General features: G+C 61.4%; 10 protein-coding genes. 6 read left to right on the top strand and 4 right to left on the bottom strand.

The window, feature by feature from the left end; all coding sequences use genetic code 11:
- Positions 1–29: 29 nt before the first annotated feature.
- The 3 genes from VFU66_RS08550 to serS form a co-directional block, all read right to left on the bottom strand.
- Positions 30–719 (bottom strand): LolA family protein, encoded by a 690-nt coding sequence (locus VFU66_RS08550; protein ID WP_326445820.1) that lies wholly within the window; start codon positions 717–719, stop codon positions 30–32.
- Between the two features lie 334 nt (positions 720–1,053).
- Positions 1,054–1,434: a hypothetical protein gene (locus VFU66_RS08545; RefSeq protein WP_326445819.1), complete on the bottom strand. Its 381-nt coding sequence runs from the start codon at positions 1,432–1,434 to the stop codon at positions 1,054–1,056.
- A gap of 6 nt (positions 1,435–1,440) precedes the next feature.
- The gene (serS, locus tag VFU66_RS08540) at positions 1,441–2,769 is read right to left on the bottom strand and encodes a serine--tRNA ligase (RefSeq protein WP_326445818.1); all 1,329 of its coding nucleotides are present in this window, start codon (positions 2,767–2,769) and stop codon (positions 1,441–1,443) included.
- A 307-nt stretch (positions 2,770–3,076) separates the two neighbouring features.
- Here serS and VFU66_RS08535 point away from each other — a divergent pair, with 307 nt between their 5' ends.
- The 5 genes from VFU66_RS08535 to VFU66_RS08515 all read left to right on the top strand — a co-directional run bounded on the left by VFU66_RS08535 (position 3,077) and on the right by VFU66_RS08515 (position 9,857).
- On the top strand, positions 3,077–3,988 hold the full coding sequence (locus VFU66_RS08535) for a dihydroorotate dehydrogenase (protein WP_326445822.1): 912 nt from the start codon (positions 3,077–3,079) through the stop codon (positions 3,986–3,988).
- Between the two features lie 163 nt (positions 3,989–4,151).
- Positions 4,152–5,765, top strand: coding sequence for a bifunctional phosphoribosylaminoimidazolecarboxamide formyltransferase/IMP cyclohydrolase (gene purH, locus VFU66_RS08530; protein ID WP_326445817.1), 1,614 nt, complete (start codon positions 4,152–4,154; stop codon positions 5,763–5,765).
- A 144-nt stretch (positions 5,766–5,909) separates the two neighbouring features.
- Entirely contained in the window at positions 5,910–7,988 is a 2,079-nt protein-coding gene (locus VFU66_RS08525) for a tetratricopeptide repeat protein (RefSeq protein WP_326445816.1), read from the top strand.
- A 37-nt stretch (positions 7,989–8,025) separates the two neighbouring features.
- Positions 8,026–9,168, top strand: a complete 1,143-nt coding sequence (locus VFU66_RS08520) for a dGTP triphosphohydrolase (RefSeq protein WP_326445815.1) — start codon at positions 8,026–8,028, stop codon at positions 9,166–9,168.
- Positions 9,169–9,227: 59 nt separating this feature from the next.
- A complete protein-coding gene (locus VFU66_RS08515; protein ID WP_326445814.1) occupies positions 9,228–9,857 on the top strand; it encodes a DUF4126 domain-containing protein in 630 nt (209 codons plus the stop codon).
- Between the two features lie 70 nt (positions 9,858–9,927).
- Here the strand turns inward: VFU66_RS08515 and VFU66_RS08510 are convergent, their stop codons facing one another.
- Complete coding sequence (locus VFU66_RS08510; RefSeq protein WP_326445813.1) at positions 9,928–11,196, bottom strand: HD-GYP domain-containing protein; 1,269 nt, start codon at positions 11,194–11,196, stop codon at positions 9,928–9,930.
- Positions 11,197–11,423: 227 nt separating this feature from the next.
- Between VFU66_RS08510 and VFU66_RS08505 the strand changes: the two genes are divergently transcribed.
- Entirely contained in the window at positions 11,424–11,885 is a 462-nt protein-coding gene (locus VFU66_RS08505; RefSeq protein WP_326445812.1) for a hypothetical protein, read from the top strand.
- The last annotated feature ends 23 nt before the right edge of the window (positions 11,886–11,908 follow it).

Below are 11,908 nucleotides of genomic sequence, written 5' to 3'. Positions count from 1 at the left end.
GGCAAAAGCAACAGCAGGGTGAAGTGCTGCTAGCGGTTGTCGATGGTGGTCTTCTTGTTGGTCTTGATGGCGTAGGGGCCGGTGTTGACCTTCTGGTTGTAGCGGATGTGGGTGTAGGTGGCGGTCTTCTGGTCTTCGGAGGGGAGGAAGAACTGCTGCTTGAGCGAGACGCCGCGTTTGAGGTCGACCCAGATGGTGATGTGCGTGACGTTTTCGAGGACCTTCGGGTCTTTGGGGACGAGGTCGAGCTTGACGGTGTCGACGGGGCCGGAGCCGTCGTTGAGCGTCTCTTTGCCCTGGAGGGTGATGTTCCAGGACTTCGCCAGCGCGGTGCCGGAGCCGCCGAAGCCGAGCGTGAGGAAGCTCTCGTACTGCTGCTGGTTGGCTCCGGCGTGGAGGATGGTGAGGTGGTCGGCGCCGGGATCGAAGAGGCGGAGCGTGCCGTTTTTGTATTCGAGGAACTTGGCGTAGGGCGGGTTGATCTTTGCGCCCATCTGGGTGGCCGCGCCGGTCTTCTCGAAGTAGATGCTACCGTTCTGCGTGGTGGTCTGGCGGACGACGCGCTCGTAGAGGTCCCAGCGGAAGTCGGCCTCGGCGGTGTGGAAGCGCGTGCTGGCGGCGTCCATCTGGTGGAGGACTTCGGGGAGGGTCTGCGCGTGTGCGGGGATGGTGAGCGCGAGGGCTGCTGCGAGGACGGCTGCGAGACGGGTTGGGGTCATCGTGATGGTGGCTCCGTGTCGATTAGATGCGAGCTAGGGGAAGAATACAAACCCCAGGGCTGAAGCCTTGGCATACCTGGAAGCAGGACCAAAAGCAGGTTCTCCCGCTACGCGGAAGGGTGACAACTTCTGTTGGCTGGGAGAGTTCCTGCTTTCCCAGCCATCGAGTGAAGCCGCGATGGATGGGGCACCCGGGGTTCTGGTGGCTGGTTGAAGGAAAAGCGGATTCCTCCGCTTCGCTGCGAAATGGAAATGCAAGAACAGGCAACGGCAGCTGCAAAGACAACTGCGGGGTTCTTCGTTGCGCTCAGAATGGCGGGTGGATGGCATCGATTCAGCGGAGGACCCAGGCATTGTAGGCGATGATTTTGCCGTGCGAGTCGAGGACGGGCTCGTAGCGTTCGAGCACGACCGTGCCGGAGATGGGTTCGATGACGCGAAGGATGGCGGCGCGGAGCTGGTCGTCGGTGTTGGCTCCCTTGATGTCGTCGATGCGGATCTGGTAGACGAAGCGGTTGCTGTCGCCTTCGCGGCCCGCCTCGTTGACGAGGACCTGGCTGGCGCGGATGGCGACGGTTTCGACGGGCTTGTCGTGGAAGTCGATGAAGTGCGGGCCGAGGAACATGAAGACGAGGATGAGCGTGACCATGACGTCGTACTGCACGCTGCCTCGCTCGTAAGCCCAGAAGATGTAGCTGCCGATGGTTTTGAACATGCTGGTCTACTTTCCTGCCTGATGCTTGCCGATGATACGCTCGCCGTTCATGTAGGGGACGAGGACTTCGGGGATTTGGATGGTGCCGTCGGGCTGCTGGTAGTTTTCGAGGATGGCGAGATAGGGGCGCCCGACGGCAAGGCCGCTGCCGTTGAGGGTGTGGAGGTACTCGCTCTTCTTCGCGCCTGATGGGCGATAGCGGATGTTGGCGCGGCGGGCCTGGAAGGCCTCGAAGTTCGAGCAGGAGGAGATCTCGCGGTAGAGGTTCTGGCCGGGGAGCCAGACTTCGAGGTCGTAGGTTTTGGCCGAGGCGAAGCCCATGTCTCCGGTGCAGAGCAGGACGCGGCGGTAGGGCAGGCCGAGCTTTTCGAGGACCGTTTCGGCGTGGCGTGTGAGGGTTTCGTGCTCCTCGTTGGATTTTTCCGGCGTGGTGAACTTGACCAGCTCGACCTTCTGGAACTGGTGCTGGCGGATCATGCCGCGCACATCTTTGCCGTAGCTGCCTGCCTCGCTGCGGAAGCACGGAGTGTAGGCGCAGAAGCTGGTGGTGAGCTGCGATTCGTCGAGGGTCTCGTCGCGGAAGAGGTTGGTGACGGGGACTTCGGCGGTGGGGATGAGCCAGTGGTCGGAGTCCTGGTAGTCGCCTGCGGTGTAGGGGCCTTTGTCGTCGCAGTGGAAGGAGTCTTCGGCGAACTTGGGAAGCTGGCCGGTGCCGAAGAGGGACTTCGAGTTGACCATGTAGGGAGGCAGGACTTCGGTGTATCCGTGCTCGCGGGTGTGGAGGTCGAGCATGAAGTTGGCGAGGGCGCGTTCGAGGCGGGCGCCCTGGCCGTAGTGGACGACGAAGCGCGAGCCGGAGATCTTGGCGGCGCGGTTGAAGTCGAGGATGCCGAGGGCTTCGCCCAGTTCCCAGTGAGGCTTGGGGGTGAAGGCGAACTTCGGCGGGTCGCCCCAGTGCTTTTCGACGCGGTTGTCGTGCTCAGATTTGCCGATGGGGACGCTGGGTTGAGGGAGGTTGGGGACGGATTCGAGGATGGAGGTCATGCGAAGGTCGGCTGCGGCGGCCGTGGCTTCGAGGGCTTCGACTTGGGTTCTGAGGGCGCGAGTCTCGTCGGTCTGCGCGGAGGCGTCGGCGCCGGACTTGCGGAGGCGGGCAATCTCTTCGGTGAGCTTGTTGCGCTGGGCTTTGAGATTTTCGACCTGGGTGATGGCTTCGCGGCGCTCGCGGTCGATGGTGGTGAAGTCGCCGAGAACGGCGGCGGGGTCCATGCCACGGGCGCGGAGTCTTTCCTCTACAAGGGCGAGGTTCGCCCGGACGAAGGCTGTATCGATCATTTGGTTCTATTTTAGCGGGTTGCGGATGGAAGGCAGCGTGGGCGGCATTGAAATGCATACCTCGGGGGCTGAAGAGGGTGCTGAAAAAGTGTCTCGCCGGGAAGAAAGCGTACCTCAGCGGCTAAAGCCGCGTTGATTTTGCAGCGTTAGCGGCACGGCTGAAGCCGTGCCCTTAAGCAAAACACACTGCCGGATTCAGGGCTGAAATGATGGCTTTGCGGTGACTGGTGAGTAATGCGGTTAGTCTAGATGAGGTTGACTTTTGATGGAGGTAACGGTGTCGGCTGGGCGCGATAGAGGGCCGGATATGCGGGTGACGGTTGCAGGGGTGGAACTGTGTTCGCCGGTGATTGCCGCGAGTGGGACGTTCGGCTACGGGGTCGAGTTCGAGGAGATCGTTGCGCTGAATAAGATTGGCGCGATTGTAACGAAGGGCTTGTCGCGCGAGCCGATGGCGGGCAATGCCGCACCGCGCATGATCGAGACCGCTGCGGGGATGATGAACGCGATTGGGTTGCAGAATGTGGGGGTGCGGGCGTTCCTCGACGAGAAGCTGCCGAAGCTGCGGAAGACCGGCGCGGTGGTGATTGCGAATGTCTTCGGGTTTGCCATTGAGGACTATGTTGCGGTGATCGAGGCGCTGAATGAGGCCGAGGGCATTGCGATGTATGAGGTGAATGCGAGCTGTCCGAATACGTCGCATGGCGGGATGAGCTTTGGGGTCGATCCGGATGCGCTGTACTGGCTTTCGCGGCGGTGCAGGGAGACGGCTGACAGGGCTGGGCGGCCGGTGATGGTGAAGCTCTCGCCGAATGTGACCGACATCCGGCTGATGGCGAAGGTGGCGGCGGATGCGGGCGTCGCGGCGCTCTCGCTGGTGAATACGTTTGTGGCGCTGGCGATTGATGTGGAGACGAGGCGGCCTCGGATTGCGAATGTGACCGGGGGTTTGTCCGGGCCGGCGATTAAGCCGATTGCGGTGCGCATGGTGCATGAGTCGGCCAAAGAGGTGTCGATTCCGATTGTGGGGATGGGCGGGATTACGAAGGCCGAGGATGCGGTGGAGTTTATGCTTGCGGGCGCGACGGCGGTGCAGGTGGGGACGGCAAGCTTTGCCGATCCTCGGGCGGTGGAGAATATTGCGAATGGGTTGCGGAAGTGGTGCGCGGGGCATCAGGTGGGCGAGGTGCGGTCGCTGACGGGTGGGTTGCGGGTGTAGGAGCGGCTCCCTGATGGCTTTGCGGTGGCCGGGGTGAACCGCCGATTGCTCCGCTGCGCTATGGATGGAAACGCAGATTCTCTTCGGGAATGACAAACAAAAGGGAATGGGAATGCAGGCTGCACTACGGAATGGAAATGCAAAAAGGATAAAATAGGAGTTAATGACCCTACACAATGCTGCTGTAAGTGCTCCTGTCGTCGATCTGCGCCCGGTGCGGCGCGCGTTGCTTTCTGTTACTGACAAGACTGGCCTTGTTGAGTTCGCCAAGACGTTGGCTTCGCATGGCGTGGACCTGGTTTCGACTGGAGGGACGGCGAAGGCTCTGCGCGATGCGGGGCTGGCTGTGCGTGACATCAGCGATTTGACCGGGTTTCCGGAGATGCTCGATGGGCGCGTGAAGACGCTGCATCCGAAGGTACATGGCGGCATTCTGCATGTGCGCGGGAATGCTGAACATGAGGCTTCGGTGGGGGAACATGCGATTGAGCCGATCGACATGGTGGTGGTGAATCTGTATGCGTTCGAGAAGACTTCGCAGAAGCCCGGGGTGGCGTTTGCGGAGGTGATTGAGAATATCGACATCGGTGGGCCGTCGATGGTGCGGTCGGCGGCGAAGAATTTTTCGGATGTGGCGATTGTGACTTCGGTTGCCGATTATGCGGCGTTGACTGAGGAGTTAGCCACGAACAAGGGCGCCCTGACGCGGGCGACGCGGTGGCGGCTGGCAAAGGCTGCGTTTGCTGTGACGGCGGCTTATGACGCGGGGATTGCTTCGGCGCTGGAGTCGATTGAGGCGCCGGAGGGTAAGGCTGTGTTCAAGACGGATGAGCTGCCCCAGACGGTGCGGGTGATTGATCCGCTGGCCCAGACGCTGCGGTATGGCGAGAATCCGCACCAGAAGGCGGCGCTGTATGTGGACGGCAGCGGCAAGGGTGTGGCGGCGGCGGAGCAGTTGCAGGGCAAAGAACTGAGCTACAACAATCTCGTTGATCTGGATGCGTGCTGGGAGCTGGCGAGCGAGTTCGACGAGCCGGCGGTGGCAATTATCAAGCACACGAATCCGTGCGGAGCTTCGACAGGCGCGACTGTGGTGGAGGCTTATCAGCGCGCGCTGGAGGCTGATCCGGTGTCGGCGTTTGGCGGCGTGATTGGCGTGAACCGCGAGGTGGATGGAGCGGCTGCGGAGGAGATTGCCAAGTTGTTTGTGGAGGCGATTGTCGCGCCTTCGTTTACGGCGGATGCGCTGGCGCGGTTTGGGGCGAAGAAGAACCTGCGGCTGGTGAAGATTCATCCGGCGGACACGAAGCGGGTGTTGAAGCAGGTCTCGGGCGGGCTGCTGGTGCAGGATGCCGACCGTCTGAAGATCACCGAGGCCGACCTGAAGGTTGCGACGGAACGCACGCCGACGGCTGAAGAGATGCGGGCATTGCTGTTTGCCTGGCGCGTGTGTAAGCACGTTAAGTCGAATGCGATTGTGTATGCGCGGTTTGCCGATGGTCATGGCCAGACGGTGGGTGTGGGGGCTGGGCAGATGAGCCGTGTAGATGCTGCGAAATTTGGCGCAATGAAGGCCATTCTTCCGTTGGCTGGAACGGTGGCGGCTTCGGATGCGTTTTTCCCCTTCCCGGACGGGCTGGAAGCGATTGCGACGGCGGGCGCGACGGCGGTGATTCAGCCGGGCGGGAGCGTGAATGACGCGAAGGTTGTAGAGGCCGCCAACAGGCTTGGCGTTGCTATGGTTTTCACGGGTGTGAGGCATTTCCGGCACGGATAAGGCTAGGGTTTCGGAGTGGCGGCGACTATAATCGGCGCAATGCCCGGTCTTTGCCGACAGCATCCAATCGGCGGGCGCCATCGTCTAACGACTGTTCAGGCAGTTCGCTGCAGCGACTTTCGGTGGCACAGGATACGACAACAAATGGCCCTGCTTTTGCGCGCTTCGTCTCTTCGCCGGCTCGGGATGGTTCCCCTGGCGGCGCTCCTGCTGGTTTCTCCCGCCGCGTTTGCGGCTGCCCCCGCGCCTTCGGCGAAGACGCCCGATCATGCGGCGTCGTACTACCACTATGCACTGGCGCATTTATATGAAGACATGGCGATCAACGCAGGCCGGTCGGATTACGCGACGCAGGCGGTGGAGCAGTACAAACTGGCGCTTGATGCAGACCCCGACTCGCAACTACTGCAGGATGGATTGGCCGATCTCTACTTCAAGATTGGGCGCATTCGCGATGCAGTGACAACCGCGCAGGCGCAGATTGCGAAAAACCCGAATGACGTTGAGGCACACAGTCTGTTGGGGAAGATTTATCTGCGCTCGCTGGGCGATATGACGAGTTCGCAGTCGAACCAGATGCTACAGCTTGCGATTGGTGAGTACGAAAAGCTGGCGCAGTTGAAGCCGAACGATGTGGAGACGCACCTGCTGTTGGGACAGCTTTACGGCGCGGACCACGATTCGGCCAAGGCGGAGGAGCAGTTCAAGGCGGCGCAGAAGATCGACGCGGACTCGGAAGATGTGGTGCTGAATCTGGCGCGGCTCTACAGCGATGAGGGCGACACGGAACGCGCCGTGCAGGTGCTGAACGGTGTTCCGCAGGACGACCGGACATCGCGGATTGAGTTGGCGCTGGGAGCGAGCTACGACCAGTTGAAGAAGTCCAAGGACGCGATTGCGGCGTACCAGCGCGCGTTGGATCTGGATCCGGACAATCTGGATACGGAGCGGAGTCTGGCGAATGCTCTGCTGAACGATGGGCAACTGAACGAGTCGCTGAAGATATTCAACCAGGTTGTGAGCACGGAGCCGCAGGATGCGCAGTCGCAGATTCACATCTCGGAGATTGAGCGGCAGCAGGGACACTACGATCAGGCGCTGGCCACGGTGGAGAAGGCCAAATCGCTGGTGCGCGATTCGCTGGAGCTGAGCTATAACGAGGCGCTCGTTTACGATGCGCTGGGCCGCTACGACGATGCGATTGCGGTGCTGACGAAGCTGGTGGATAGCTCGACACACGCGGACGGGCAGTACTCGGACCAGGAGAAGTCGAATCGATCGCTGTTTCTGGAGCGACTGGGTATCGTCTACCGCGAGCAGAACAAGACTACCGAGGCGGTGGGCGCGTACCAGAAAGAGGTCGAACTGGGCGGGGATTATGCGCGCAATGCCTATCAGGGCATGGTGGATTCGTACCGCGACGCGCACCAGTGGAAGGACGCGACGAACGCTGCCGCCGAAGCAGCGAAGGCGATGCCGAACGACCATGGTGTGCAGTTGATGTATGCCGGGCAGCTTGTGGACATGGGGCATGTGGATGAAGGCATCACGCTGGCGAAGGCGCAGTTCTCTGACAAGTCGAGTGCGTCGGAGAAACGTGACGGGCACCTCGCGCTGGCGCAGATGTATACGCGGCTGAAGAGGTTCCCGGAGGCTGCCACGGAGTTGGATGCTGCGTCCGTGCTATCGGTCAAGCCGGACCAGACCCTGTATGTGGACTTTCTGCGCGGTGCGCTGGCGGACAGGCAAAAGCAGTATGACGAGGCCGAGTCGCAGTTCAAGAAGGCGCTTGCGATTGACCCGCAGAACCCGACCATTCTGAATTACTACGGCTATATGCTGGCCGACCGCGGAGTGCAGTTGCCCGAGGCGCAGAAGATGATCCAGAAGGCGGTGGATCTGGACCCTCAGAACGGGGCGTATCTGGATTCGCTGGGATGGGTGTATTTCAAGTCGGGGCAGTACGACCTTGCGGAGCAGTATCTACAGAAGGCGATTGCACGGATGAGCAACGATCCGACGGTGCGCGACCATCTGGGCGAGGTTTACGAGAAGACAGGCAGGCTGAAGCTGGCAGTGGCGCAGTGGGAGCTTTCGATGAGCGACTATGCGCACTCGCTCTCTGCCGATGCGGACCCGGCTGATGTGGCCAAGGTCCAGCACAAGCTGGAAAACGCGCGGGTGAAGCTGGCCCGCGTGTCGACGGGGACCGCGGCGAAGTAGGCGGGCGGCTGCGCGGTTCCGTTACACTGAAGCCATCATGGCTAACAATCTGCATCGTTTGGCGGTCTCCGGTGGATTGGACGATCCGCTGACGGCCCGGGCATTTCCGGCGCCGCCGCACCCCTCGCGCACACCCTTCCAGCGCGACCGGGAGCGCATTGTGCAGGCGCGTGCGTTTCGCCGGCTGGCAGGCAAGACGCAGGTGTTTACCAGCCGTGCTTCGGACCACTTTCGCAGCAGGCTGACTCATACGATGGAAGTGGCGCAGATTGCGCGCGCTGTCGCGGCGGAGCTTGGGTTGAACGAAGACCTCGCTGAGACGCTGGCGCTGGTGCACGACATCGGACATCCTCCGTTTGGCCACGCAGGCGAGCGCGCGCTGGACCAGTGCCTGAGGCGACATGGGCGCAGCTTTGACCACAATCTGCATGCGCTGCGGATTGTCGATCACTTCGAGCAGCGATATGCGGCGCATCGCGGGCTGAACCTGACGCTGGGCGTGCGCGAGGGAATCATCAAACACTCGCGTGACTACAAGGAGGAGGAGCACCCCGAGCTTGTTGAATTTTTTCTGGATCAGCAGCCGCCGCTTGAGGCTCAACTCATCGACCTGGCGGACGAGATTGCCTACCTGACTGCGGACCTGGACGATGGTGTGGAGTCGGGCCTGCTGGAGATCGGCCATATTGTGGAGCACGTCGAAGTCTTTGCCCGGTGCTACAGCAGAGTGCGGAAGGAGCACGCGGGCGTGGAAGAGAAGTATCTGTTTTACGAGTCGCTGCAACTGATGCAGAACGTCCTGACGGACGACCTGATTGCGTCGATCATGCAGAACGCGCGCGCGATTGGTGCGGAGTCGCTCAAGGACATTCGCAGGCATCCGGCCCGACTGGCGCTGTTTTCGCCCGAGGTGGAGGCGGAGCGGCTACAGGAGAAGCGTTATCTTTACCAGACGCTGTATACCTGCCCGCCGCTGGAGCGCGAACACGACAAGGCAGAAGAGGTGGTGACGGCGCTGTTCGAGCATTGGATCAACGATCCGGAGGAACTGCCGCCGAGTCACTTTGAAGAGGTCGAAAGGGAAGGGCTAGCGCGGGTGGTGGCGGACTACATCGCAGGCATGACCGACAGCTTCATTCTGCTGCAGTATGCGGAGATCAAGCGGGCCGTTCGCCGGTAGTGAATTTTCCCGTCATCGGCGGCGCGTCCGGCGAATAAAGGCGTAGAATTTCGAGCGATATGAGCTTTACGGCTGCCAATATCGTCGCACTGGTGATTGCAGCCAGCTTTGCCGCCGGACTGAATATCTACGCCACGGTGCTGACGCTGGGGATACTGGCACGCACACATTGGGTGGTACTACCGCCGGGGCTGGACTCGCTGGGCCACACGTGGGTGCTGGTGGTGTGCGGCGTCATGTTTGCGATTGAGTTTGTTGCGGACAAGATTCCCGGCTTCGACATGATCTGGAACGGGCTGCATACGGCGGTGCGGGCACCGGTGGCTGCGCTGGTGGCCTATCATGCAAGCGCGCAGTTGAGCCCGCAGATGCAGGTGCTGGCGACGGCGCTGGCCGCGGCGATTGCGCTGGCGGCGCACAGTTCGAAGACGGCCATACGGGCTGCGGTGACGCCAAGCCCTGAACCGGTCTCGAACATTGCGCTGAGCAGCAGCGAAGACGTGGTGGCCATCGGATTGACGTGGTTTGCGACGCATCATCCGTTTGTTGCGGCAGGCATAGCGGTGGCGCTGATGGTGGCGGCGGTGCTGTCGGCCTGGGCGCTGCTGCGTGCGGTGAGGAAGCCGTTGAAGAAGCTGTTCGGCGGCGGGGCAGCGCAGGGAGATGCGGCACCGAAGACCTCGACGTGAGCGAGGATTCCCTCGGGGAATGACAACCAATCAGGAATAGTCGCAAGGACTATATCTTCAGGGAAAATTCCTAAACCACCGCGTAGAGCATGGACGACGCCATTGCGGGAGTGTAGACCGGTTTGTGATGGTTGGTGACGATCTCGACCAGCGCCTCGACGCAGCCGCCGTCGAGTTTGAGCGGTGCGAGGTCGCGCATGATGGGTACGATTTGGTCGAACTCCAGGCCCAGACGGTAGGGTCGGTCTTCTGAGAGTGCGCCGTAGATGTCGGCCACGGCGACGATCCGAGCTTCCAGCGAGAGGTCTCGCGCCGTGAGCTGGTTCGGGTAGCCGGAGCCGTCGAGTTTTTCGTGGTGCTGTCCGGCGATGACGGCCAGTTCGCGGAACGGCGCGATGCGCTCGAGGATTCTTCGCGTATAACCGGGATGCTGCCTGACCATTCGCCACTCACGTGCGTTCAGCGAGCCTACCTTGTCGAGGATCGTATTGGATACACTCAGCTTGCCAATGTCGTGCAACAGGGCAGCACGCCGCACCAGTTGCAGGCGGTCGGGGGCCAGCCCCATGCGTCGTGCGATGCCTTCGGCGGCGTCGGCCACGCCCATGGAGTGGCTGAAGGTGTAGTGCGATTTGGCATCGACGACGTCGGCGAATGCTTCGCAGACGCGGTCGATTTCGGCCGCTTCGAGATGTTCGCGGCGGCCGGGGTCGAGGCCGAGCACAGCCCATCGGGTCTCCGGTTGGTCGTCGCCCCACTGGCAGTGGACCCACAGGATGCCGCGAGCATCGAGCGCCCGCGCGGTTTTGACGAGGCTGGGGTCGAACCATGTTCCACTGCGCTCGAGCACGGTGTCCATGGCTCCGTGCACGCCGCGTATGGAGGCGAAGATGTCCAGGTGCCGCGCCACGGAGCAGATGCGCGCCAGCAGGGGAATCCCTTCTCCCTTCAGGCGGTCGGGAATGCCTCCGCCATCCCAGCGTTCGTCCACGCAGCGGACGGCCTCGGCGGCCAGTTCGCCCATGCCCAGCTTGCGCATGATGTTGGCGGCGCGAGCCGAGCGGCGGGAGGCGTCGATTAAGTCGAGTTCGCTGGCGAAGTTGGTGCCAGCCACGTCTTTCAGCAGCAGCGCATAGTAGAGGGCGCCCATCTGCTCGGGTGCGAGCCCAATCTCCTGGCCGATTCGCATTCCAACCAGACAACTGCGCAGCGCGTGTCCGCGTACGGATCCTTCTGTAAGATCCAGCGCGTAGGAGAGCGCGGAGATGACTTCAGACAGCGAGATGGACTCTTCGGCCCTATGCTGACTCTGTCGAAACGAGGATGGTGTTTCGATCATGTGTATTTGTTCCTCAAAGTCGAACCAGCGAGAGCAGAGATGCACGCGCCGTCCTAAAGCTCCATCCACGACTATAGAAATTGCTGGCGGTCTTTTATATTCCCCAAAAGAGGCACGATGCGATCAACAAAACAAAGGGTTTGGCCCTTTAAAAGCCCTCATTCAGCCATCTTTAAGACCATTTTGCGACCTTCAGTGGAGCGCATCCTGCGCTCAGGAGACCTGCAATGGTTCTGTCCCGAAAACTGCTTGTCGCTTCCACGCTCGCACTCACGCTGACGGCCTTTGGCCAGGAGAAGAAGATTGACCGGAGCGCCCTGCCTGCCGCCGTCGAAAAGACCGTCCAGGCCCAGTCCGAGGGGGCTGTCATCAAGGGCTTCACGACCGAACGCGAGCATGGAACGCGCGTCTATGAAGCAGAGATGATGGTCAGCGGCCACTCCAAAGACATCGAAATTGCCAGCGACGGCACGTTGAATGAGATTGAAGAAGGAGTGGTGTTTGATTCGCTGCCTGCCTCGGTCCGGGCTGCGCTGACGAAGAAAGCTGCCGGAGCAAAAATTACCAGAGTTGAGTCGCTGACGAAGCACGGGAAGCTGGTGGCGTATGAGGCTGGAATACTGAAAGGTACCCGGCATGGAGAGATTCAGGTCGGCCCCGAAGGCCAGACCATGGCTCACGAAGAGTAGCCGTGGCAAACGAAAACGGCAGC

The sequence above is a fragment of the Edaphobacter sp. genome, assembly GCF_035763405.1.
Taxonomy (GTDB): domain Bacteria; phylum Acidobacteriota; class Terriglobia; order Terriglobales; family Acidobacteriaceae; genus Edaphobacter.
Note: the sequence above shows the minus strand (reverse complement) of the source record. Positions and strands in the feature narration are given on the sequence as shown.

Bases quoted from the DNA above. Each gene is read 5' to 3' on its own strand.
- VFU66_RS08550 (WP_326445820.1), bottom strand. From the start codon at position 719: ATGACCCCAACCCGTCTCGCAGCCGTCCTCGCAGCAGCCCTCGCGCTC.
- VFU66_RS08545 (WP_326445819.1), bottom strand. From the start codon at position 1,434: ATGTTCAAAACCATCGGCAGCTACATCTTCTGGGCTTACGAGCGAGGC.
- serS (WP_326445818.1), bottom strand. From the start codon at position 2,769: ATGATCGATACAGCCTTCGTCCGGGCGAACCTCGCCCTTGTAGAGGAA.
- VFU66_RS08535 (WP_326445822.1), top strand. From the start codon at position 3,077: ATGCGGGTGACGGTTGCAGGGGTGGAACTGTGTTCGCCGGTGATTGCC.
- purH (WP_326445817.1), top strand. From the start codon at position 4,152: ATGACCCTACACAATGCTGCTGTAAGTGCTCCTGTCGTCGATCTGCGC.
- VFU66_RS08525 (WP_326445816.1), top strand. From the start codon at position 5,910: ATGGCCCTGCTTTTGCGCGCTTCGTCTCTTCGCCGGCTCGGGATGGTT.
- VFU66_RS08520 (WP_326445815.1), top strand. From the start codon at position 8,026: ATGGCTAACAATCTGCATCGTTTGGCGGTCTCCGGTGGATTGGACGAT.
- VFU66_RS08515 (WP_326445814.1), top strand. From the start codon at position 9,228: ATGAGCTTTACGGCTGCCAATATCGTCGCACTGGTGATTGCAGCCAGC.
- VFU66_RS08510 (WP_326445813.1), bottom strand. From the start codon at position 11,196: ATGATCGAAACACCATCCTCGTTTCGACAGAGTCAGCATAGGGCCGAA.
- VFU66_RS08505 (WP_326445812.1), top strand. From the start codon at position 11,424: ATGGTTCTGTCCCGAAAACTGCTTGTCGCTTCCACGCTCGCACTCACG.